We start from the raw sequence: 23,211 nt of genomic DNA on the forward strand, positions 1-23,211 counted from the left end.
ACCGCCCCGCGTCCCGTCCGGGCCACCACGCGCGTGCGCCGGCCCGTCGGGTGCCGCGTGCGAGGCCGGCGCGCCGGAGATCGGGCGCGGGCCACGGCCGGTGAAGCCCCCGTCGGGGGCGGCGTGCGAGGTCGGCGCGCCCGACACCGGGCGCGGGCCACGAGCGCCGTAGGTGCCGTCGGGCGCGGCGTGCGACCCGTCCTGGGCGCCGTCCGGCTCGGGGCGGGCCCGGCGGCCGCGGCCACGGCCGGCGCGGTCCCCCGGCTCGGCCGGGAAGTCGTCGCGTCCCCGGGAGCGACGGCCGGCGCCGTCCGCACCACCGGGGAGCGGGCCGGTCTGATAGACGCTCGGCGGCACCGGGTCGGTCTGGTAGACGCTCGGCGGGACGGTGTCGCCCTGGAAGCCACCGGCCGGCGGGATCGGCCCGGTCTGGTAGACGGCGGGCGGGATCGGCCCGGACTGCTGCGCGTCGACACGGGCCGACGCGGCATCCGGACGGAACCGGTCGCGGGCCGGGGCGGCCGGCGAGGTCGGGCGCACGCCGGGCGAGACCGGGTTCACCCCGGGCGCCGCGGGGCGTCCGCCGGGGACCTCCGGCGCGTTGCCGGAGCGCGGAACAGCCGGATCCGGATAGCCCGGACGGCCGGCGCCCGGCTCACCACGACCGGCGGGCGAGACCGGCACGCCGGGCCCGCCACGCCGGGCGGACGGCGGCACCGACCCGGGCGAAACCGGGCCGGCCGCGCCGGGAACACCTCGCTGACCAGGTGAAACGGGACCAGCGGCGCCCGGGCCGGGCCCCCCGCGCTGACCTGGCGGAACCGCACCCGGCGGCATCTGCCCAGGCCGGCCGGGCATCTGACCCTGCCCCATCTGACCGGGCGGCATCTGACCGGGGGCCTGCTGCCCACCCGGCATCGGGCCACCACGCTGACCGGGCGGAACCGCTCCGGGCGGCATCTGGCCCGGCGGCATCTGGCCCGGCGGCATCTGGCCCTGCGGCCCAGGACCCTGCGGCCCCGGACCCGGCCGGCCACCGGGCGGCATCTGACCCTGCACCGGACCGGGCTGCCCCGGACCACCGGGACCCGGACCACCACGCTGACCGGGCGGAACCGGCCCCGATCGCGGTCCGGGCGGCACCGGCGCACCGGCCGGCCCGGGACGCCGAGCCGGCGGAGCCTGCCCGGGCCCAGCCATGCCGGGAGCCGGAGCCGGAGCGGGGCCGCCCACGGGCTCCTCCGCCTCGAAACCGCCGCCGAAGACCGGGCCACCCTCGGCCGGACCCTCGTCCGGCCCGGGCGCCCTGCGGCCGGACTTGCTGGTCCGGCCCTCGCCGGGCGCCGTGCCGGGCCCGATCGCGGCGGCCTCCTGCTTCGCGGTACGCAGGTCGTCGAGCCAGCCGGTCTCCTCGCGCGGGATCACGATCGGCTCGACCGGCTGCTCAGGGCGACCACGCCCGAAGCGACGGCCCTTCTTGCCGCCCTGCCCGGCCTCGTCGTCGGGCCGTTCGGCACCGCGCGGTGTCACGGCTGTTCCTTCCCGGCGGCATCGCCGCGCTCGTCCGACCGTTGCTCGTCACTGCCGGGTTCCGGCCCGGCCGCCGCCGCACCCGTTCCCGTCGCCGGCGGGTCCGCCGGCCCACCAGGTCCGCTCTCGTCCGCTTCATCTGCCGCGAGCGCGGCCCCCGGAGCACCGGAACCCTCGTCCGCGTCACCGGAACCCTCGCCCGCCGAGGCGGGGCCCGCTGTTTCCACATCGCCCGCTTCCGGACCGTCCGCCGGGGCGGGCGGGCCCGAAACGGAGGCCGCCGACGACTGTGACGCATCCGGGGCCGGAGCACCACCCGCCGCGCGGACCGCACTGCCCGCCGAAGCGCCACGGGGCCCGAGACCCCGCACGATCCGGCGCAGGCGCGGTACCCGTTCGCCGACGGCGCGCTCGGCCCCGTGCTCGGTCGGCCGATAGTAGTCGGTGCCGACCAGATCGTCCGGGACGTACTGCTGCCGGACGACACCCTTCGGGTCGTCGTGCGGGTACCGATAGCCGCGACCGTGACCAAGGCCACGCGCGCCGGAGTAGTGCGCGTCGCGCAGATGCGCCGGAACCGCCCCGACCCGACCGGCCCGCACGTCGGCCATCGCCTCGCCGATCGCCGTGGTGACGCTGTTCGACTTGGGGGCGGTGGCCATGTGCACGACCGCCTGGGCCAGGTTGAGCTGGGCCTCGGGCATGCCGATCAGCTGCACCGCCTGGGCCGCCGCGGTCGCCACCAGCAGCGCCTGCGGGTCGGCCATCCCGACGTCCTCGCTCGAGAAGATCACGATGCGCCGGGCGATGAACCGCGGATCCTCGCCGGCCACGATCATCCGGGCCAGGTAGTGCAGCGCGGCGTCCGGATCACTGCCGCGCATGCTCTTGATGAACGCGCTGATGATGTCGTAGTGCGCGTCGCCGTCCCGGTCGTAACGGACCGCCGCCACGTCGACCGCGCGCTCGGCGGTGGCCAGGTCGATCTCCTTGGCGCCCTGCGCCAGGGCGGAACCGGCCGCCGCCTCCAGCGCCGTCAACGCTTTGCGGACATCGCCGCCGGCAAGCCGTACCAAATGGTCTTCTGCCTGGTCGGTAAGAGTGACCGCGCCGCCCAGGCCGCGTTGGTCGGCGACCGCGCGGCGGATCAGGGCGCGGACGTCGTCCTCCTCGAGGGCCTGCAGGGTCAGCAGGACGCAGCGGGAGAGCAGGGGCGAGATCACCGAGAAGTACGGATTCTCGGTCGTCGCCGCGAGCAGCGTGACCGTCCGGTCCTCGACCGCGGCGAGCAGCGAGTCCTGCTGGGTCTTGCTGAAGCGGTGCACCTCGTCGATGAAGAGCACGGTCGGCGGACCGCCGCGACGGCGATCGTTGCGCGCCGTGTCGATCACCGCGCGCACGTCCTTGACCCCGGCGGTCAGCGCGGACATCGCGATGAACTTGCGGTCGGTGGCGTGCGCGACCAGGTGCGCGATGGTGGTCTTGCCGGTGCCCGGGGGACCCCAGAGGATCACCGACATCGGGCTGGAACCGGTCACCAGCTGCCGCAACGGGGCGCCGGGGGCGAGCAGGTGCTGCTGGCCGACCAGCTCGTCGAGGCCGGCCGGGCGCATGCGGACGGGCAGCGGCGCGTCGGCCGCGGGCGTGCCGAAGCCGGCCGCCGGAGCGGCGTGCTGAGGCGCCGACAGCTCCGGCTGCGCGAGGGAGAAGAGCCCGTCCGTTTCCATCGCAACCGACAGTACCGGCCTTCCGAGGCCGAGCCGAAATGCGACCTCGCGACCTGTGGACAAGCTCCGGCCCGCGAACGCATCGCTACTCAGCGTGCGCGCGCGGGCCGATCCGGAGCGCGGAAAATCAGCCGCGGCCCGGGCGACGGCCGTAGAAGCGGCGGCCGGTGCCGGTGCCACTGCGCGGGCCGCTGCCCACGCCGGCGAGGTAGAGGGCGATCAGCAGCAGGCCGAGCGAGGCCATGGTCGAGAAGTTGAACAGGTCGGGCGCACCGAAGTTGGTGTTGAGCAGGTCGGCGAGCAGATAGATACCGAAAACGACAGCAGCCGCGATAGCGAGCATCAGATTCCTCCGGGGGTGAGAGCCGATGTGGAACTGATACCCGCGTCGATGGGTTCCCGAAACTTGGGTTTCACCAGATAGAGCGGTGCGGCCGCGGCGAGCACCACGGCGCCGGTCACGATCGCCGCGCTGACGCTGACACTCTGTGCGAGCGAGGTCAGCAGGATCGCGCCGACCGCGAAGCCGGGCTGCCCCACCATCGAGTTGAGCGAGAGCAGACTCGTCCGGTACTCCCCCTCGGCCTGCCGGTGCAGCAGCGCGTTGTGCACCGGGCTGGACGCGCCGTGCACCGTGTAGGTCAGCAGGAAACCGGTGATCACCCCGGCCGGGCCGGCCAGCAGTCCCATCGCGACGATCGTCAGTCCCTGCAGGATCCGCAGCGTGAATCCGGTCCAGGGAGCGCCGATCCTACGGATGAGCATCGGGATCAGGGCCGCGCCGGCCGCCGAGACCGCCCACGCCACCGAGCTGACCGGGCCCATCAGCGCGGCCGCACCCGCCTTGTCCGCGAGGACCTCGCTGAGCCGGATCGGCATCAGCTTCTCGAAGGTGACCATGCCGAAGCTCCACAGCAGCTCGACCGAGATCAGCGCGAGCACCACCCGGGACCGCCGGGCCAGCCCCAGCGCGGCGCCGATCGCCACCGGCACGCCGCGGATCGAGGTGACCAGGGCGGTCAGGCCGCGGGCCGGGCGCTCCTCGGTCATCAGCAGCGCCACCGCCAGCGTGCTCACCGCGCTCAGGCCGAGTGCGACGACCAGCGGCACGGTCAGCGCGCTCAGCGGACCGACCGGGCCGAGCCAGATCAGGCCGCCGCTGAGCAGCGCGCCGACGGCGATGGCGAGGCTCAGCGCGACCACGCCGTGGCTCAGGCCGGTCTCGATGTCGGCGTCCCGCTCCACGGCCAGCGACTCGTCGACGAACCAGGAGTCGAGCGGCCCGCTGTCCAGCGCCCGGTAGATGCCCTGCAGGAACCAGGCCGCGGCGAACAGCGGGACCGAGCCGGCCACGATCATCACGCTCAGCGAGACCAGATTGACCGCGCCGGCGATCAGCAGCACGGGCCGACGGCCCAGCGCGTCGGCCAGCCCGCCGGTGGGCAACTCCAGGACCAGGACGGTGAGTCCCTGGACCGCGGCGACCAGACCGGCCTGCGCGATGGTGAGCCCCCGGTCCAGCGGCAGCAGCGCGGTCAGCGGAATGGTCAGCCCTACCGGCAACCACCGAAGCGAGATCAAGAGCAAATACCGAAACCGAATTTGCCGTACGGCCATGGTCATGCCCCGTCCTCCCCATTCCCCTCGGAGCCCTCGACGCGCGGCAGACCGGCCACCCACAGGTGGACCGATCGCGCGTCCGGACCGGGCCCGTCCACGCCGAGTCGCCGATAGCGGTCGACGACGTCCTCGATCTCGCGCAGCATGGCCCGGGTCTGATCCGAGCCCAGGTGGAGCAGGTAGTCGGAGATCTCGGCGGTCTCCCGCCAGGCCTCGGTCTCCTGCGGGATCGCCTGCCGCCAGCTCTGCGCCTGCGCGACGAAGAGGTTGACCTGCTGTGTCTCCAGCCACTCGACGGCCGCGGTGGCCTCCGGATCGCCCTCGTAATAGCTGCGCCGGAAGCTGGACATGTCGTGCGCCGCCCGCCACCAGCGCTGCCGCCCCGAGCCCGGCCGCTCCTCCTCGAGGACCAGGCCGACCTCGGCCAGCTGGCGCAGGTGATAGCTGGTCGCGCCGGTGTTGGTGCCCAGCGCGGCGGCGAGGCTGGTGGCGGTGGCCGGACCGGTGCGCCGGAGCTGGCCGAGCAGCCGCAGCCGCAGCGGCTGGGCGAGCGCGCGGATCTGTGGCCCGCTGAGGTGTACCTGCACGATGTCGTCGGCCATGCATACACAATATCTGTGCACAGCAATTGTGCAAGTTGCTTGTGCATGCGCTCTGACCAGGCGATTTATCGGACTTGACGTGAAGTCAGGTTCAAGTAGCAAGCTCGTGAGCATGGGAAACGACACGCTCGACGAAGCTCTCCTCCGCCTCCACGACACCGGGCCGGAGTTCGACGGCTGGCTGTCCAACCACGCGCCGATGGCCGCCGAGGCGCTCATCCGGAACGGGCACGCCGGCGACGTACACCACTGGATCGACGACTACCTGGACCGGCTCGAGGAAGCGCCACGCGGCATCGCCCCGATCGACGCGGGCGACTGGCGGGAACCGCTCGGGGATCCCGGCCGTACCGGAGACTGGTTGGTCTTCTTCGATCGCGAGATCCGGACCGGGCCGTGGCGCGACACGCTCGCCACCTGGTGGCCACGGCTGCTGCCGGGAATCGCCGCCGGCGCCACCCACGGGGTGATCAGGGTCGGTCACGCGGTCCGGTCACTGCTGGAGCAGGAGACCCCGGCCCGGGTCGCCGAGCTGGGGCAGGGGCTGGCTTACTGGGCGGCGCGCTGGCAGCCGATGACACCGGCCGGGCAGGGGCCCTATCGCGGCGCCGACCCGCGGAGCGCGCTCGACGCCGTCCCGCGCGTCCCCGACCAGCGGCTCGGCATCCGGAACCGGCTGGCCCAGCTGGCGGAGCTGGCCGCCTGGCCGGAGGCGGCCGGGGCGGTGCCCGGGGCGGGTTCGGAGGCGGATCGGCTGCGGGGGATCGTGGCGGCTGCGGTGGGGCGGCATCTTCGCTACGGGCATGGGAGTCCGGTGATGATGGTGCACGCTTCGACGGCTCCGGCGGCGGTGCTGCGGGCGTTGCCGGCGCTGCCGGTCGCGTTGCACGGGCCGAGTCTGGCGGCGGGCTGGGCGGCCGCGGCCGCGGTGACCGCGGCTTACTCGCCGGCCGAGCCTGTCCCGGGGCGGTTCGCCGACTCTGGCTTGGGCCCCGCCCCCGCCCCCGCCGCCACCTCCGATGCTGCCCCGCCGCTCGATCCCGACGAGGTCTTCGACCACGCCGCGACCTCGGGCGATGCGCACGCCATCAAGTTCGCCGACACCGCGGTCGAGGCATGGCGGTTCGCCGGCGATCCCGACCTGCTGCGGGCCGCCGTCCACGCCACCACCCTGATCGGCCCCGCCTGATCCGGGACACCCCACCTCGGCCACGCCCAGCCGCGGCCACGCCTCGCCTCGGCCACGCCCACCGCGGCCACCGCACGCGGCCACCGCACGCGAGCGCCGTCCCGGAGCCTGTCGACCGGCTCCGGCCGTACCGAATAATTGTTGTCAGTGACCACAGCGGACCCGCCGCCGGACCGCGGCCCGGTCAGTCCGCGAGCTTGAAGAGCAGCACCGTCTCCCACTTGTGCATGTCCGGCTGCTCGACCGGGTTGGTCATCAGGATCTCGAGGCGGGCGTTCCACCGCTCCCCCGTCAGGGTCGGTGTCATGTCCCAGGTCAGGCCGTTGTGCTGGCCCCAGTCCAGCAGCCGCGCGGTGATCCCCATCAGCTGGTCGGGGTGGCCGACGTGGCTGACCGTCGCGTAGCGACCGGCGGGCAGGACGTCCATGAAGTCGGGTGGCTCGACCGGGACCCGGCCGGCGACCGGGATGCCGGCCTCGACGACCATCTCCGCCGCCATGTCGATCATGCGGTAGCGGAAGAACGGCGCGCCGGTGACCTGGACTCCGCGCTGCGCGAGGCCGGAGAACATGGTGGGCAGGTGGTCGGCGACACGGGCGAACTCGGTCATGGTGATCGATTCACGGCGGCCGACATACAGCTGCTCGGCGCATTGGACGATGCTCGGCTTCACGCGGACCAGTCTCACAGGATCGGCGGGGCCGCGCACGCCCGGTGACGGAGACCTGTGGATTGTGGATAACGCACGGCCCCGGCGGGAAGCTCCCGCCGGGGCCGTGACCAGCCGTTTGTCAGTTAGAGCGCTCGACCGGGGCGGCCTGGCCGTCGGTGCCGGGCGTGCCCGCGGTGGCCTTCGGCTTGGCGTCGACGCCGGCCTCGAGGCGCTGCTGCGCGGTGATCGGCGTGGGCGCGCCGGTCAGCGGGTCGAAGCCGCCGCGGCTCTTCGGGAACGAGATGACCTCGCGGATCGAGTCGAACCCGCCGAGCAGCATGCAGGTCCGGTCCCAGCCCAGGGCGATGCCGGCGTGCGGCGGCGGGCCGTACTTGAACGCCTCGAGCAGGAAGCCGAACTTGTCCTGCGCCTCGTCCGGGGTGATGCCGAGCAGGTCGAAGACCCGGCTCTGCACGTCGCCGCGGTGGATACGGACGCTGCCGCCGCCGATCTCGTTGCCGTTGACCACGATGTCGTACGCGTACGCCAGCGCCTTGTCCGGAGCGGACTCGAAGTTGTCCAGCCACTCGTCGTTCGGTGAGGTGAACGGGTGGTGGACCGCGGTCCAGCCGCCCTCGTCGGTCTTCTCGAACATCGGCGCGTCGACGACCCAGCAGAACGCCCAGGCCGACTCGTCGATCAGCTTGGCCCGCTTGGCGATCTCGATCCGGGCCGCGCCGAGCAGCTCCTGCGCGTCCCGTCGCTCGTTCGCGGCGGCGAAGAAGACCGCGTCACCCGGCTTCGCGCCGACCGCGTCGGCCAGGCCGGACAGGTGTTCGGGCGACAGGTTCTTCGCGACCGGGCCCTTCGGCTCGCCGGTCTCGGCGTCGAGGACGACGTAGGCCAGGCCGCGGGCGCCGCGCGCCTTCGCCCAGTCCTGCCAGCCGTCCAGCTCCTTGCGGGTCTGCGCGGCGCCACCCGGCATGACGACGGCGCCGACGTAGCCACCGGCGTCGATCGCGCCGGCGAACACCCGGAACGCGGTGCCGCGGAGGTAGTCGGTGAGCTCGACCAGCTCGACGCCGTACCGAAGATCGGGTTTGTCGGATCCGTAGCGGTTCATCGCGTCGGTCCAGGTGATCCGCGGAATCGGGAGCTGGACCTGGTAGTCGGCGAGCTCGCTCCAGAGCTTCGAGACGATCTCCTCGCCGAGCGCGATGATGTCGTCCTGCGTCACGAACGACATCTCGATGTCGAGCTGGGTGAACTCCGGCTGCCGGTCGGCGCGGAAGTCCTCGTCGCGGTAGCAGCGGGCGATCTGGTAATACCGCTCCATGCCGGCGACCATCAGCAGCTGCTTGAACAGCTGCGGGGACTGGGGCAGCGCGTACCACGCACCGGGCTGCAGGCGGACCGGGACCAGGAAGTCCCGCGCGCCCTCGGGCGTCGACCGGGTCAGGGTCGGCGTCTCGATCTCGTTGAAGTCGTGGGCGTGCAGCACCTCACGGGCGATCTGGTTCGCCCGGCTGCGCAGGCGCAGCGCCTTCGACGGGCCGGAACGGCGCAGGTCGAGGTAGCGGTACTTGAGGCGGATGTCGTCGGAGGCGGTGACCGCGTCGTCGATCGGCAGCGGCAGCGGGGCCGCCTCGGAGAGCACGGTCAGCTCGCTGGCGACGACCTCGATCGCGCCGGTGGCCAGCTCCGGGTTCTCGTTGCCGTCCGGGCGGGCGTTGACCTCGCCGACGACCTTCACGCAGAACTCGTTGCGCAGCGCGTGCGCGTCCTCCTCACGGAAGACCACCTGCACCACGCCGGAGGCGTCCCGCAGGTCGACGAAGATGACACCGCCGTGGTCCCGCCGACGGGCCACCCAACCGGCGAGCGTCACCGTCGTGCCGGCGTCAGTGGCACGCAGAGTGCCGGCTTCATGGGTCCTGATCACGGAAACGTCTCCTAACCGAGTTTCGCGGGGCGCACCCGACATTCTGTCAGGGCCGCCCCGCGCCACGTGCCACGGGCCGGGCCGGGCTCGATTCCCGGCCGTACTACCGGGCCAGCCAGGAGGTGGCGCGCAGCCCCGCGGTCCCGGTCGGGCCGACCTCGGTGATCTCCACGAGCACCAGCTTCGCCGGGTCCGAGGCGGTCAGCACACACAGCGCGGAACCCTTCTTGACCGGCACTTCCGCCCCCGGCCCGAGCGGTCCGTTGCGGATCGACCGCTGGCAGTCGTCGGCGTCCAGGTTCGCGGTCGGCACGCTGCTGCCCGCGGCCGCGCCGGGGCCGAGCGACAGCCGTGCCGGGACGTTTCCGCACTTGCTGTCGTAGCGCAGGTCTGCGACCTGCTGGGCAGACCCGGCGCGAGGTTCGTCGAGGTCGAGGTAGGCGATCGCGGCGCAGCCTACGCGGATGTCAAGAGCTTCCTTGGCGTACGTCACGGGCAGGCCCGTCGTCGCTTTCGCCCCCGCCGAGCGGGGCCGTTGGGGCTCCTGCGATCCGGCCCCCCGCGCGTCACCCGATCCCCCAACCGGCTGACCGGCCCCGTCCGCACCCGGTTGAGCGCCCGCTTCGGCGCCTTGCCGGCCGGCCGGGTCGGCGCTCAACCGGTGGCCCATGTCGGCGCCCGGCCGGTAGACCAGGAAGGCGACCGCCCCGGTCCCGCCCAGCGCGAGAAGGCTGATCGTGAGCGCGGTGAGAGCGAGTTTCCGACCCGGCGGTTTGGCATTCTTCGAGTCCGTCGCATAGCCGGCGGCCGATGAGGTCGCGAGCGATGAAATCGCGGCTGTCGGGGTCGCGGGTGTCGGCTCGTTCACGACCTTGTCCCCTGCTTCCTTCTCCCCTGCCTCCGCAGTCGCCGCCCGCCCACCTGCTTGCGCGGTCGCTGCTTTGTCCCCTGCGTGCGCGGTCGCCGTCTTCTCCCCTGTCTCCGCGCTGACGAGCGGAGGCACACCGATCCGCGACAGCACGCTCATGCCTGCCGGGGCGCCGGCCGCTGCCTGCGCACCCATCTGCGGCGGGGCGTCGGTCGCCGTTACTCGACGTGGCACGCCCTCCACCAGCGGTTCCGTCGGCGGCGCGCTGTTGGCCGGCACGTCCTTGGCCGGCGCCATCGGGCGCATCACGTTCGCCGGTGACGGGGTGCCGGCTTGCGCCACCGGCGACGGCACGTCCGGAGGCAGCTGGTGGCGGATCGGCCGCGGGGCCGGTCGCTGATGCGGGGTCCCGTCGACGGTCTTCCGTTCGGGAATGCCGGCGTGAGCGCCGAAGACACCCTCGACATCCGGCGAGGTGCGCGACCGCACGACGACCGGCGCCTCCCCGACGAACCGCTCCCGTGTCCCCGGCTCCCTCGCTCCAGCCCCTCGCGTCCCGGCGTCCCTGCGCTGGCCCCGCCTGGGCTCCGTGCTCCTAGGCTCCGGACTCCTGGGCTCCGGACTCCTCGGTTCCGGGCTCCTGGGCTCCGGGCTCCTCGGTTCCGGCCGAGCCGCCTCTTCTGCCGCGTTCTTCTCCCGCCCGGCCGGTTCTCGCGCGCTGTTCTCACCCGCGTCGCCCGATGTCCCCGGGACGGTCCGGGAACCCGGCGCGGCCTCCCCTTCTCCGTCGCGCCGATCGTCCTGATCGGCACCACCGGCATCGGGGGCGTAGCTGGCAGCTCGAAAAACCGGCATATAGGACTCCAGCGACTAAAGGGTGGAAACTCCCCAAGACGCTAGTAGCCCATGATCGCTTCGCAACATCCCCCAGCGAGGCGACTCACCCGTCAGGGACGTACACCCCGATACCAGCCGTCCTGCAGCACCGGCACCACCTCGGCCGAATCAACCTCACCCGCGAGCGCAACATCCGCCCCGAAGCCGATGGCCGCCAGCTCCCGCCCCGAGGAACAGGCCGCAAGCGCCTCAGGAATCCGTCCCGCCACCGCCCGATACGCCGCCACCGCCATCTCCCCCTCCGGCGACAACGCGTCGAACCCGTCGAGGAACGCTCCCGCACCCCACAGGTCCTCCACCGCCGGCCGCAACCCACCGTCGGGCCATCGCTCGCCCGCCGCAACCACGGCAACCGTCCCGTCGCCCAACCGCGCCCGAACCCACGCCCGGGCCGCCCCGACATTCCGAAGGCTGACCCCGATCACCGTGGTACCGGCCCCCGCGAACCGAGCGGAGATCGCCGACCCGTTCGGCGACGGCAGCACGAGCCGGTCGATCTGCCGCCCCGAAGCCACCCGCCGAAGCACCGCCGGCGACAGGCTGATCTCGTCCGGCCCGGCCACCGAGCGCCCCACCGCCAGCTCGGCCCGGTGCCGCTCCGCAACGCCGGCCGCACTCCCGTCCCGCCACGGGTAGGGCATCACCGCGATCCCGTTCTCCACCGCGACGCTCAACGTGGTCGTGAACGAAAGCACGTCCACCACCACCACAAACACGGCCCCAGCCGCAATCTCGTCAGCGCCGCCCGGCCCCCACTCGAACCGCCCCCGATACGCCCCTTGGCCAAACACACCCATCGGCCAATCCCTCCCCGCGCCAGGACCGACATGCGCCACACCACCAGCAACCCCGGCCTCCACCGATCGCCCAGCCTCCACCGATCGCCCGGCCTCCACCGATCGCCCAGCCTCCACCGATCGCCCAGCTTCCACCGATCGCCCGGCCTCCACCGATCGCCCAGCTTCCACCGATCACGCGGTCATCAGCGCGTCAACCGGCTGCCGCGCCGCTCACCGGAACTCACGGACGACCTCGATCGTGCCGACGATGTGGTCGTTGAACTCCTCAAGCTCTTCCGCCGGCACCCAGAGCTCGAGAATCGTGTCCCCACCGGCCTGCCGTACCGGATACCGAGCCGCGAACTCCGCGTCCACCTCGAACCGCGTCACGAACCCCACCCCGGACGCGGGCACGTTCCAGTCCCGGGCGATCCGCACCGCATAGTCCTCGTTGAGCACCGGATAGAAGATCGGCTGGTCCGGCAGCCGCGCCGGCCAGCGCCGCCAGCCCGAGGCCCGCACCAACTCAAGCTCCGCCGGCCCGGTAGGCCGCCACAACGTCAATGTCTCCACCATGCCGCGCAGTCTTCCAAGATCACCCCACCCCCGTCGCCCCGTTTACCTCCCCAACCCGCCGAGCCCCCACACCGCCCTACGCGCGCGCCCACACCTGCGGCTTCACCAAGGCTCGCGCCCCACCACTCCCACGCCCCACAACACCCACCCGCCGCGCCCGCCCACCCGCCGCGCCCCCAAGCCCCGCCGTGCGGCGGCCAGGCCCGACGCGCCGTGCCCGCACGCCGCCACGCCCACCACACTCCGCACCCCGGGCCGGAGGCCGCGGGCCCCCGCGTGCGAGGCTCCTCCCGTGACCACACCGGGCTGGGAAGAGCGACTGGCCGCCCTCTGGGCATCGATCGACGAGCGGGATGTCGCCGACTTCCGGCAGGCGATCGCCGACCTCGCCGCGGAGCTGCCGCCCGGTGACCCCGACGCCACCTTCGAGCGGGCCGCCGCCTTCGACTCCACCGGCAGTTCGGACCTCGCCGTACCGCTCTACCAGGAAGCCCTCGCCGCCGGGCTGACCGGTGAACGCCGCCGCCGAGCGGTAATCCAGATGTCCAGCTCGCTGCGCAACCTGGGCCGCTCGCCGGAGAGCGTCACCCTCCTCACCGCCGAACTCGCCACCACCTCCGACCACCTGGACGACGCGGTGAAGACCGTGCTCGCCCTGGCCCTGACCGACGTGGGCCGGGAACGCGAGGCCGTCGCTCTCGCGGTCGGCGCCCTCGCCCGCCACCTGCCGCGGTACCAGCGCTCCATGGCGAACTACGCCCGCCTCCTGGTCGAACCGGACCCGGCCCCGGACTCCTCGTCCCCGGACTCCCCGGCAGCCTGACCCGCGCTCAGCTCAGCAGCCGAACTCGCCGACGCCGCGACACAGGCGCAGCGCGCAGAGACCGATGCGCAGAGACCGATGCGCGGAGACCGGACTTGCTGACGCGCGACCCAGGCTCCGGCGTAGAGACCGGACTCGCCGAAGTCCCACCCGCGCCCGGCCGAGAAAACGGCTCGCCCGATGGCCTGACCAGCACCGGCTAAGGAACCCAGCTCGGCCGGCGGCCGGGCCGCGACCCAGGTCAGAAATACGTGTGGAGCACGTCCACCACCCGCCGTTCCTCGTCCACCACCGGGATGTCCCGCCACTTGTCGAACGCCGTGCACGGGTGCGAGATCCCGAATCGCACCAGGTCACCCGGCACGACTTCGAACCCGTCGGCCACCTCCAGATAGGTGTGGTGGTCGTTGAGCCGGGTCACCCGCAGCCCGTCGGCCGGCCCGGTCGATCCGTCCACCCGCCGGACCTCCCTCGGCACCGGCAGCCCCTCGTCGAACGGGGCGTCCCGCTTGCCCATCCCGGCCAGCGCCAACCCGGGCTCCGGCACGGACAGCACCTGCGCCCAGATCTCCAGCGCCGCGTCCAGCGGCCCCTCCTCGGGAACCCGGACGAACGGTGTCCGCTCCCGGTAGAACCCGTCGTCGTGGGTGACCGAGGCACCGCTGCGCAGGACGAGCCGCGCCTGCTGCCCCAACCCGGCGAGACGGTCGGCGACCCGGTCGAACCACGCGCTGCCGCCGGCCGAGACCAGAGGCTGCTCCGGTAGCAGCCCGGCCGCCGACAGCCGCTCGAACGCTGCGGCCAGCAGATCCAGGTAAGCGTCCACGCCCGCCTGGTCGGTGAGCTGCCCCTCGTATCCGGTCAGGCCGACCAGCTCGACCCCGGGCGCGGCAACGGCCGCCCGGGCGACCTCCTCCAGCTGGTCGAGGGTGCGGACACCGGTTCGCCCGCCGGGGTGGCCCAGCTCGACGAGCACCCGGGCATGCCCGGCTGCGGCCGCCGCGCGGACCCCCGCAAGGGAATCGATCTGGAAAATGACCTCCCACCCGGCCCTGCTCTCGGCCGCGAGCCAGCTCAGCGCGGTGGGATCGAGCACCTGGTTGGCGATCAGCACCCGCTCCACCCCGAGCCGCCGCAGCACCAGCGCCTGGTTGGCGGTGGCCACGGTCAGCCCCCAGGCCCCGGCGCGCAGTTGAGCCTCGATCAGGCCGGGCGCCATGGTCGTCTTGGCGTGCGGGGCGAAGTCGAACCCGTGCCGGCGGCACCAGGCCGCCATGATCGCGATGTTCGCCTCCACCGCCGCGCGGCGCACCACCATCAGTGGCCAGGTGAAACCACCGTCGAAGAGGCTCGGCCGCTCCGCCGCGATCTGCTCGGGTGTCCGTGCGCCGTGCGGCAGCCAGAACCCCTTGCTGCGCCAGTCGATCGTCATTCCCGGCCTCCTTCCGGCACGTGGTCCAGGTCGGCGGTCATCTCGCGCAATTCCGCAAGACGATCATCGAGCGTACGAGGGTTACCCGGCGCATCGAGCCGCGAGTCCCACGGCCGTGGCCCGGTCGGCGGCCGGTAGTTGACCCCGAGCGCGTCGAGCCGCTCCAGATGGGTCGGCAGCCGTGCGGAGAAGTCGTCGAAGTCCCGCTCGGGCGGCCCCCAGACGGTCTCGGCGAACGCGCACAGCCGGGGAAAAGCCTGGTAGTCCACGCGGCGCGCGGACTCCATGTGCTCGGTCCAGAGGTTCGCCTGCCCGCCGAGCACCAGACCCGCCTCGGCGTCGGTGAGACCGGCCGGGACCGGGTCGAAGGCGTGGACGTCGGCAAGGGTGAGCCGGGTGCCCACCGGGGTCGGCTCGGCCGGGTCGTCGGACTGGCGATAGTCCAGGTAGACCGAGGTGTCCGGGCAGGACACCACGGCGTGGCCGGCGCGTGCCGCGTACGCCGCGGGCTCGGCGCCCCGCCAGGCGGCGATCACCGCCCCGGGCGGCGCTCCGCCGGCAAGGATCTCGTCCCAGCCGAACACCCGGCGGCCGCGGCCGGCGAGATGCTCGGCCATCCGCGCGGTGAACCAGGACTGCAGCCGCTCCGGGCCGGCCAGCCCTTCCTCCTTGATGCGGGTCTGTGCGATCGGGCTGTCCCGCCACTCATCGGCCGGGCACTCGTCGCCGCCGATCCCGATCAGGTCGCCGGGGAAGATGTCGCAGAGGTGGTCGAGGACGGCGCGGCAGAAGTCGAGCGCCTCGGGCCCCAGGTTGAGCACGTGTGTCGAGATGCCCCAAGCGGTGCGGACCGGGCCGGCGTAGCCGTTGCCGAGCTCCGGATATGCCGCGACCGCGGCCTGCATGTGGCCGGGCATGTCGACCTCGGGCACGACGGTGACGTGCCGGTCGGCGGCATAGGCCACGATCTCGCGCAGGTCGTCGGCGGAGTAGTAACCGCCGTGCGGCCGGCCGTCGAAGCGCTCGTGCTGCCGGGCGCCGAGCATGGTGGACGGCCGCCAAGCGCCGACCGACGTGAGTCGCGGCCGGCCGGGCACCTCGAACCGCCACCCCTGGTCGTCGGTCAGATGCAGGTGCAGCACGTTGAGTTTGTGGAACGCGATCAGGTCGATCATGCGCAGCACGTCGGCGACCGGCATGAAGTGCCGTGCGACGTCGAGCAGCACGCCTCGCCAGCCGAAGCGCGGCGCGTCCCGGACCGTGCCGGCGGAAACCGGCCAGGGGCCACCGCGCAGCTGCGCGCGACGTAGCGTGGCCGGGGGAAGCAACTGTCGCAGGGTCTGCGCGCCGTAGAAGACGCCGGCCGCGGAGCCGCCCCGGATCTCGACGCCGGTGGCGGCGACGACCAGCTCATATTCCTCGGCGGCCAGCGACGGGTCCGCCCGCAGGTGGATGCCGCCGGGGCCGGCCGGCAGGTGGCAGCCGGTGGCCGGGCCCAGCGTGCCGCGGAGCCAGGCGGCCACGCCGGCCAGACCGGGGCCGGTGTCGAGGGTGGTCGCCGGGTCGAGGCGAAAGGTGCCGAGGCCGCGCACGGCTCGACCGGGCCGAGGAATAATGTTCGTAAGTGGCTCGCTCATCGTGCCTCCTTGACCTGCCGGGCGTTCTCCTGCACGATACAACGATCCACATACGAACCACCAGAGGAGGAGCGATGTCCATCGGGATCGTGGTCCACTCCGGTCAGCGGGGCCGCTTCGCCGAGGCGGCGCGCACGCTGACCGGCGTCTCCTTCGCCTGGGCGGTCTACGAGCAGGAGGACGAGATCCGCGACCGGGTCGGCGAGCTGCTGGCCACTGGCACGCTGGACGGTCTGCTGCTCGGCCTGGTCCCGCACGCGCGAGCGGCCGACCTGTTGCCGCCCGGCCTGCCCGTCGTGATCACCCGCTCCGCCGCGCTCGACCTGGCGCTGGCCTGGGCGCGCGCCCGCGGCAACGGCTGGCCGGCCACCCCGGTGAGCATCGACACCTTCCCCGGCGAGACCGTCACCGAGGTCGCGGCGGCGCTCGGCCTCGACCGGGCCGCGATCGCCACCCTGCCGTTCCGGCCGGAGCAACCCATCGCCGAGGTGGTGGCCTTCCACCGCGAGCGGCTGGACCGCACCGGCGCGCCCTATGTGATCACCGCGCGCACCGGGGTCGCCGCCGCACTCGACGGGCGGACCGCCGTGCTCCCGGCGCTGGCCACGCCCGGCACGATCCGCGCCGACCTGCATGACCTGGTCTCCCGGGTGCGTCATCAGCAGGCCGATGAGCAGCGATTCGCCGCCGCGGTGTTCCGGGCGCCGGCGCCGGGCGTCCGGGAGGCGTTGCGGGAGATGCTGTCCGGGCTGCCCGAGCTCGCTGACGCCTGGATCGACGAGCACGGCCCGCGCGAGGTGATCGCCTTCGCTCCGGCCGTCGTCTTCGAGACGCTGACCCGGCACTGGGTGAGTCTTCCGCTCGGCGAGACGACCGGCTTCCACGGCGCCACGACCGGCCCAGCCGGGCAGAACGCGGCAGGGCAAAGCACGCCAGGACAGAACGCGGCAGGGCAAAGCGCGCCAGGACAGAGCGCGCCAGGACAGAGCGCGGCAGGGCAGAGCGCGGCAGGGCAGAGCGCGGCGGTCGGGTTCGGCATCGGGGCCTCCGCGCGCAGCAGTGTGGCGCTGGCCGAGCAGGCGGCGGATCGCGCCGAGCGGGACGGCACCACCGCCGGCTACCTGATCACCGAGGACGGTGTGATGATCGGCCCGATCGGCGCGGCCGGCCCACCGCTGGCCTATACCTACCGGGAGCACGGCGGCCTGGAGGAGCTGGCTGTCCGGGCCGGGCTGAGCGCCGCCACGATGTCCCGGCTCGCCGCCCTCGAACGCTCGCTGGCCGGGCGTCCGATCACGCCCGGGGAGCTGGCCCGGGCACTCGGGATCACCGATCCGAGCGGGCGCCGCCTGATCCGCAAGCTCGGCGAGGCCGGGCTGGTCGCCGCGGAGGGCAGCGCCCAGCCCCATCACAAGGGCCGGCCCACCCGTCTCTACCGGCTGGCGATCCAGGCCGCCCTGGCCGTGGACGGTGAGCGATGACCTTCGACCTGCTCCTGATCGGCGGCACGCTGCTGGGCATCGCCGAGCCACCGCCACCGTCGGCAGCCGCACCGTCGGCAGCCGCACCGTCGGCAGCCGCACCGTCGGCAGCCGCCGCGCCATCCCGATCCGTGCCAGCCGCAGGCGCGCCATCCGCGACCGCGCCATCAGCAGGCGCACCATCGGCGGGCGCGGGATCAGCAGGCGCGAGATCAGCCGGCGCGAGATCGGCGGGCGCGGGAGGTGTCGGGTTTGTCGGGGACGTCGGGATCCGCGACGGGCGGATCGCCGCGGTGGGCCCCGGCCTGCCCCGTGACGCCCGCCGGATCGTGGACGTCACCGGCCGGCTGGTCACGCCGGGGCTGATCGACGTGCACACCCACGTCGGGCCGGGCTACTGGGGCATCGACCCGGATCCGGTGGCCTGGCACTCCGGGGTGACCACCTGGGTCGACGCCGGCTCGGCCGGGGCGTACACGCTGGACGGCCTGCGGCGGGTCGCGGCCACCGCGACCGTCCGGGTGCCCGCGCTGCTGAACATCTCCGCGATCGGCCTGGCCGGGCGCACCGGTGAGAGCCGTGACCTGGCCAACTGCGACGTCGCGCTGGCGATCGACACGATCCAGGCGAACCGGGAGCTGATCCGCGGCGTCAAGGTGCGCATCGACCGGGAGACCGTTGGCGACAACCGGGTCGAGCCGCTGCGCCGGGGCCTGGCCGCCGCGGATGCCTGCGGGGTGCCGGTGATGGTCCACATCGGGACCACGCCGCCCGCGCTCGACGACGTGCTCGACCTGCTACGGCCGGGTGACATCGTGACGCACTGCGCGAGCGGGATCGCCGCGCCGCTGGGTCCGGCGGTTCATGCCGCGGTCGGGCGCGGGGTCCGCCTGGACATCGGGCACGGGTCCGGCGGGTTCGCCTTCGACGTGCTCGAGGCGCAGCTGGGCGCGGGCCTGCGGCCGTACACGATCTCCACCGACCTGCACGCCCGGTCGCTCCAGGGGCCGGCCTTCGACCTGCCCACCACGATGGCGAAGCTGCTCGCCGCCGGCGTTCCGCTGCCTGAGGTGGTCGCGGCGGTCACCGTCAACCCCGCGCGGCTGCTCGGCCTGCCGGGCGGGACGCTCACCGTCGGCGCGCCCGCCGACATCGCGGTCTTCGAGGTGCGTGCGGGGGAGTTCCCGGTCGCCGACGCGCACCGGCAGGTCCGGATGTCGCCGGTCCGGCTGGTCAACGAGGTGACCTACGTGGGCGGGACACCGCTCGCCCCGCGGCTGCCCGCCCCGCCGCCGCCGTGGATCCCGCTCACCGACACCCAGCGCGCCGCCCTGGACGGCCGGGCGCGCCAGATCCGTGACCTGCTCGCCACGCCCCTGGTGGGGGTGGACGGGCTGGCCGAACAGTTCCCGCGACACCAACCGAGGAGTTCCTGATGCCCAAGCGCGCTGTGATCACCGACAAGGCCGCGCCCGCCGGCGGTCCGTACTCGCATGCCGTCGTGGCCGGCGACACCATCTACCTGGCCGGCGCCGTCCCTGCCCGGCCGGACGGCACCTGGGTGACCGGGACCTTCGCCGAGCAGGCCCACGCCGCCTTCAAGAACCTGGCCGCGGTCGCCGAGGCGGCCGGGGCCAGCCTGGACGACGCCGTCCGGGTCGGTGTCTACCTGCGGGACTTCGGCGACTTCGCCGAGATGAACGAGATCTACCCGGAGTACATCAAGGGCGAGCACAAGCCGGTCCGGACCACCCTGCCGGTCCCGCTGGTCGGCTTCGACATCGAGATCGACGCCATTCTCTACGTCGGAGAGTGATCCGCAGGGCCGGAAGCGGTCCGGAACCACGGGAAGGGGGATAGCCGGCGACGGTCCTGGGTAGAGGAACACGCATGCCTAAACCCGGAGAACTGCTCGGCGGACGGTACCGACTGGACGACCGTATCGCGGCCGGTGGCATGGGCGAGGTGTGGTCGGCGACCGACACCGTGCTGGGCCGCCCGGTCGCGGTGAAGACGTTGCTGGGCGGGCACGGGACCGACCCCGGCTTCCTGCGTCGGTTCCGGCACGAGGCACGGACGATGGCCGCCCTGCGGCATCCGGGCGTGGTCGCGGTGTACGACTTCGGGGACACCGAGGACAGCGCCTACCTGGTGATGGCACGGGTCGACGGGCAAGCGCTGAACCGGGTGATCGCCGACCGCGGGCAGCTCTCCGTTCCCGAGACGATGTCGATCGTGGCGCAGGCCGGCCGGGCGCTGCAGGCGGCGCACGAGGCCGGCGTGGTGCATCGGGACGTCAAGCCCGGCAACCTGATCATCGAGCCGGACGGGACGGTGGTGCTGGTCGACTTCGGGGTGGCGCGTTCGGCGAACTCGGTCACCCTGACCGGGGCGCGCGAGGTGGTGGGCACGGCTCTCTACATCGCGCCCGAGCAGGTGTCCAAGCGGACCACCGGGCCGGCGGCGGACATCTACGCGCTCGGCGGGGTGGCGTACCACTGCCTCACCGGGCATCCGCCGTTCCTCGGGGACAACCCGCTGGCGGTGGCGTTGCAGCACGTCACGGACGAGCCGCCGCCGCTGTCGCGGGACGTGCCGCGGGCGGTGCGGGATCTGGTCGGTATCGCGCTGGCGAAGCAGCCGGAGGAGCGGTTCCCGTCCGCGGCGGCGATGGCCACCGCGGCGGAGGCCGCTGTCGCGGAGAGCGCCGGCCTGCCGGCCACGAGCGCCACGCTGACCGGCCTCGCGGCCAGCGCCGGCACGCTCACCGGCGGCCAGGGCACCGCCGACAGCTTCGGGAGGACGGGCGATCCCAGGACCGCCGACGGCCTGAACCGAGCCGAGACCGCCGGCACAGCAGGCGCGGGCACAGCAGGCGCGGGCACGGACCGGGATGCGGCTGCTCAGGCGGCGGACCGGGATGTGGCTGGTCACGGGGTGGACCGGAATGCGGCTACTCAAGCGGTGGCTGCTGGGGCGGCGGGGGCGTTTGCCGGGCGGGCCATGGTTGGGCGGCCGCGGTTTGACGAGGCGCTGCCGACTGGGCCGGTTCAGGACGGCAACACCATGGCGGATGGCGGTTTCGCGGCGCTCGGTGCGGCTGCGGGGGCGGGATACCAGCCGGGTGTCCGGGGCGCTGACCAGGACGCGAACAACCCGGCGCCATCAAATCCGAACATCCCGGCGCAATCAGGCGTAGACGGTCCGGCGCGATCGGGCGTGGACGGTCCGGCGCGATCGGGCGTGGACGGTCCGGCGCGATCGGGCGTGGATGGCGCGGCGCGATCAGGCGTGGACGGTCCGGCGCGATCGGGCGTGGGTGGCGCGGCGCGATCAGGCGTGGACGGTCCGGCGCGATCGAACGCGAATGGCTCGGGGCAGTCCGGCCGGGTGACGACGATCGAGGGGCCGGGGCCGGGGCCGCGGACTTCTGCGCCGGCGGGTGGTCCGGCTCGGGTGGCCGGTGGTGTGGGGGATGAGCGGCGGAAACGGGTCCTGCTTGCGGCTGCGGCGGCGGTGTTGGTGCTCCTCGGGCTGGGGGCTGTCATGGCGCTCGCGGACCCGTTCGGCATGTTCGGGAACGATCCCGTGAACGGCACCTCGCCCGGACCTGGGGCGTCGTCGAGCGCGGTCTCCACCAGCCCGACCCCGAAGTCGACCAATCGGGGCGGCGGCACCACCGGCAAGCCGCAGAAGACGGCGACGTCCGCGCCGCGGAGCAGCGCGGCCACGACTCCCACCGGTCAGCCCGCCGAGACCCCGACGACCGGCGCGACGACGACCGCTCCGACCACGGAGCCGACCACCGTCGATCCGACCGAGACCTCCGGCGGCGACGACGGAGGCGACAACGGGGGCACCGACGCCGGCGCGGCCAACGGGGGAAGCGGGGGCGGCAACGAGGACACCAGCGACTCCGGCAGTAGTCAGAACTGACCCCGAAGGCAACAGCCGGAGCCGACCTCGAAGGCGACAACCAAAGCTGACGCCGAAGGCAGCAACCGGAGCCGATCTCGAAGGCAGCAAACAAAGCTGACCCCTACGGCACCGACCGGAGCCGAGGACGACTGCAACCGGGGCAGCGGAGGGCAGCGGCCGGAGCTGACGAAGGAAGCGGCCGGAGGCGGGCCCGGAAGATCGATCGACGTTGATAGCGCGGCATAGGCTGAGGCTTATGCCGGAGCCCGGGGAGACCCTCAACGGCCGCTACCGGCTGGACAACCTCATCGCCACCGGCGGCATGGGTCAGGTCTGGCAGGCCACCGACACCGTCCTGGGTCGCCCGGTCGCGGTGAAGACGCTGCTGGTCGAGCGGTCCGGCGACCCGAGTTTCCAGCAGCGGTTCGAGCACGAGGCCCGGGCGATGGCCGCGCTGCGGCATCCGGGCGTCGCGGCGGTCCACGACTACGGCACCACCGGTGACGGCTCCTACCTGGTGATGGCCCGGATCGACGGCGTGCCGCTGGACCTTCGGATCGCCGAGCTCGGCCGGCTCGCCCCGGACGTGACGATGACGCTTGTGGCGCAGGTCGCCGCCGCGTTGCAGGCGGTGCACCGGGCCGGGATCGTGCACCGCGACGTCACCCCCGGCAACCTGATCCTGGAGCCGGACGGCAACGTGGTCCTGGTCGACTTCGGCGTGGCCCGTTCGGCACTCTCGGTCACGCTCACCGGCGCACGCAACGTGATCGGCACGGCCAGCTACATGGCCCCGGAGCAGGTCGCCAAGCAGACCGTCGGCCCGCCCGCCGACCTGTACGCGCTGGGTGCCGTCGCCTATCACTGCCTGGCCGGCCATCCCCCGTTCGAGGGCGGTGACGCGGTCTCGATCGCGCTGCGTCACGTCACCGACGAGCCGCCACCACTGCCCGCCGATGTGCCGTCCCCGGTTCGCGCGCTGGTCGCCCGGGCCCTGTCGAAGGATCCGGCGGACCGCCACCCGTCGGCTGCCGCGATGGCGTCCGCTGCGGCGGGCGCGCTTGAGACCGTACCCAAATCGCGGTTTCCGGTTTTGAAGATCTTGGCTTTTCTCGTCGCCACGGTGACCGCCGCCGCGGCGATCGTCCTGGTCAACGACCCGCTCGGGTGGTTCCTGGAGGTGCCCGGCGCGACGCTCCCGGCGTCCGCGGAGGCGTCGCCGAGCCCCAGCCCGGCCCCCACGCCGACCCCGGCCCCGAGAACAACGGCGACCCGGGAGAACCCGCCGCCCCAGACTCCGCGCCGCACGCGTCCACGCAGTTCCCCGTCCAGTGAGGCGAGCCCGAGCGAGTCGCCGTCGGCGAGCCCGGCCGAGAGCACCGGCGGTTCCGGCGAGCCGTCCCCGGCTGCGGCCCGCGTGGGCGACTGATCCATGTTTTGATCACTGTGTCGTCACGCGTCATAACTGAGAAACACGGAACGGTTACACGCAGGAAACTTCCAAATGCAAGCATCTCCGGGCGCACCCAGGAGGTCCC

At 73.3% G+C, this 23,211-nt stretch carries 18 protein-coding genes; 7 read left to right on the forward strand and 11 right to left on the reverse strand.

Annotation, left to right across the window (positions count from 1 at the left end; all coding sequences use genetic code 11):
* Nucleotides 1–1,526: 1,526 nt before the first annotated feature.
* From L3i22_RS43490 to L3i22_RS43505, 4 genes are all read right to left on the reverse strand, one after another.
* Nucleotides 1,527–3,257 carry a replication-associated recombination protein A gene (locus tag L3i22_RS43490; protein WP_221323272.1) on the reverse strand — a complete coding sequence of 577 codons (1,731 nt, stop codon included), beginning with the start codon at nucleotides 3,255–3,257 and terminating at the stop codon, nucleotides 1,527–1,529.
* A gap of 127 nt (nucleotides 3,258–3,384) precedes the next feature.
* The gene (locus tag L3i22_RS43495) at nucleotides 3,385–3,600 is read right to left on the reverse strand and encodes a hypothetical protein (RefSeq protein WP_221323273.1); all 216 of its coding nucleotides are present in this window, start codon (nucleotides 3,598–3,600) and stop codon (nucleotides 3,385–3,387) included.
* Nucleotides 3,600–4,820: an MFS transporter gene (locus tag L3i22_RS43500; protein ID WP_255657598.1), complete on the reverse strand. Its 1,221-nt coding sequence runs from the start codon at nucleotides 4,818–4,820 to the stop codon at nucleotides 3,600–3,602. Before L3i22_RS43500 ends, L3i22_RS43495 begins: the two co-directional genes overlap by 1 nt.
* 56 nt (nucleotides 4,821–4,876) lie before the next feature.
* On the reverse strand, nucleotides 4,877–5,479 hold the full coding sequence (locus L3i22_RS43505) for a helix-turn-helix domain-containing protein (RefSeq protein ID WP_221323275.1): 603 nt from the start codon (nucleotides 5,477–5,479) through the stop codon (nucleotides 4,877–4,879).
* Between the two features lie 112 nt (nucleotides 5,480–5,591).
* Between L3i22_RS43505 and L3i22_RS43510 the strand changes: the two genes are divergently transcribed.
* Complete coding sequence (locus L3i22_RS43510) at nucleotides 5,592–6,668, forward strand: questin oxidase family protein (protein ID WP_221323276.1); 1,077 nt, start codon at nucleotides 5,592–5,594, stop codon at nucleotides 6,666–6,668.
* Between the two features lie 184 nt (nucleotides 6,669–6,852).
* On the opposite strand, the gene L3i22_RS43515 is transcribed toward L3i22_RS43510, so the two are convergent.
* The 5 genes from L3i22_RS43515 to L3i22_RS43535 all read right to left on the reverse strand — a co-directional run bounded on the left by L3i22_RS43515 (nucleotide 6,853) and on the right by L3i22_RS43535 (nucleotide 12,382).
* Complete coding sequence (locus L3i22_RS43515; RefSeq protein WP_221323277.1) at nucleotides 6,853–7,341, reverse strand: GyrI-like domain-containing protein; 489 nt, start codon at nucleotides 7,339–7,341, stop codon at nucleotides 6,853–6,855.
* Between the two features lie 118 nt (nucleotides 7,342–7,459).
* Nucleotides 7,460–9,262: an aspartate--tRNA ligase gene (gene aspS / locus L3i22_RS43520; protein WP_221323278.1), complete on the reverse strand. Its 1,803-nt coding sequence runs from the start codon at nucleotides 9,260–9,262 to the stop codon at nucleotides 7,460–7,462.
* A 103-nt stretch (nucleotides 9,263–9,365) separates the two neighbouring features.
* Nucleotides 9,366–10,484 carry a hypothetical protein gene (locus L3i22_RS43525; protein WP_221323279.1) on the reverse strand — a complete coding sequence of 373 codons (1,119 nt, stop codon included), beginning with the start codon at nucleotides 10,482–10,484 and terminating at the stop codon, nucleotides 9,366–9,368.
* A 593-nt stretch (nucleotides 10,485–11,077) separates the two neighbouring features.
* A complete protein-coding gene (locus L3i22_RS43530; RefSeq protein ID WP_370644295.1) occupies nucleotides 11,078–11,887 on the reverse strand; it encodes a 2-phosphosulfolactate phosphatase in 810 nt (269 codons plus the stop codon).
* Nucleotides 11,888–12,037: 150 nt separating this feature from the next.
* The gene (locus L3i22_RS43535; RefSeq protein ID WP_221323280.1) at nucleotides 12,038–12,382 is read right to left on the reverse strand and encodes a hypothetical protein; all 345 of its coding nucleotides are present in this window, start codon (nucleotides 12,380–12,382) and stop codon (nucleotides 12,038–12,040) included.
* Nucleotides 12,383–12,674: 292 nt separating this feature from the next.
* On the opposite strand from L3i22_RS43535, the gene L3i22_RS43540 reads away from it, so the two are divergent.
* On the forward strand, nucleotides 12,675–13,205 hold the full coding sequence (locus L3i22_RS43540) for a tetratricopeptide repeat protein (protein ID WP_221323281.1): 531 nt from the start codon (nucleotides 12,675–12,677) through the stop codon (nucleotides 13,203–13,205).
* Between the two features lie 241 nt (nucleotides 13,206–13,446).
* On the opposite strand, the gene L3i22_RS43545 is transcribed toward L3i22_RS43540, so the two are convergent.
* Both L3i22_RS43545 and L3i22_RS43550 read right to left on the reverse strand, forming a co-directional pair.
* Nucleotides 13,447–14,637 carry an alanine racemase gene (locus L3i22_RS43545; RefSeq protein ID WP_221323282.1) on the reverse strand — a complete coding sequence of 397 codons (1,191 nt, stop codon included), beginning with the start codon at nucleotides 14,635–14,637 and terminating at the stop codon, nucleotides 13,447–13,449.
* Entirely contained in the window at nucleotides 14,634–16,274 is a 1,641-nt protein-coding gene (locus L3i22_RS43550) for a beta-N-acetylhexosaminidase (protein WP_221323283.1), read from the reverse strand. The genes L3i22_RS43545 and L3i22_RS43550 overlap by 4 nt, the downstream gene beginning before the upstream one ends.
* A 74-nt stretch (nucleotides 16,275–16,348) precedes the next feature.
* On the opposite strand from L3i22_RS43550, the gene L3i22_RS54490 reads away from it, so the two are divergent.
* The 5 genes from L3i22_RS54490 (at nucleotide 16,349) to L3i22_RS43575 (ending at nucleotide 23,102) form a co-directional block, all read left to right on the forward strand.
* Nucleotides 16,349–17,755 carry a helix-turn-helix domain-containing protein gene (locus L3i22_RS54490; protein WP_221323284.1) on the forward strand — a complete coding sequence of 469 codons (1,407 nt, stop codon included), beginning with the start codon at nucleotides 16,349–16,351 and terminating at the stop codon, nucleotides 17,753–17,755.
* Nucleotides 17,756–18,048: 293 nt separating this feature from the next.
* Complete coding sequence (locus tag L3i22_RS43560) at nucleotides 18,049–19,191, forward strand: amidohydrolase/deacetylase family metallohydrolase (RefSeq protein WP_255657599.1); 1,143 nt, start codon at nucleotides 18,049–18,051, stop codon at nucleotides 19,189–19,191.
* The gene (locus L3i22_RS43565; protein WP_221323285.1) at nucleotides 19,191–19,571 is read left to right on the forward strand and encodes a RidA family protein; all 381 of its coding nucleotides are present in this window, start codon (nucleotides 19,191–19,193) and stop codon (nucleotides 19,569–19,571) included. Before L3i22_RS43560 ends, L3i22_RS43565 begins: the two co-directional genes overlap by 1 nt.
* A 74-nt stretch (nucleotides 19,572–19,645) precedes the next feature.
* A complete protein-coding gene (locus L3i22_RS54745) occupies nucleotides 19,646–21,691 on the forward strand; it encodes a protein kinase (RefSeq protein ID WP_370644296.1) in 2,046 nt (681 codons plus the stop codon).
* A 238-nt stretch (nucleotides 21,692–21,929) separates the two neighbouring features.
* Nucleotides 21,930–23,102 carry a serine/threonine-protein kinase gene (locus L3i22_RS43575; protein ID WP_221323286.1) on the forward strand — a complete coding sequence of 391 codons (1,173 nt, stop codon included), beginning with the start codon at nucleotides 21,930–21,932 and terminating at the stop codon, nucleotides 23,100–23,102.
* Nucleotides 23,103–23,211 lie beyond the last annotated feature (109 nt).

It is taken from the genome of Actinoplanes sp. L3-i22, assembly GCF_019704555.1.
Lineage (GTDB): Bacteria > Actinomycetota > Actinomycetes > Mycobacteriales > Micromonosporaceae > Actinoplanes.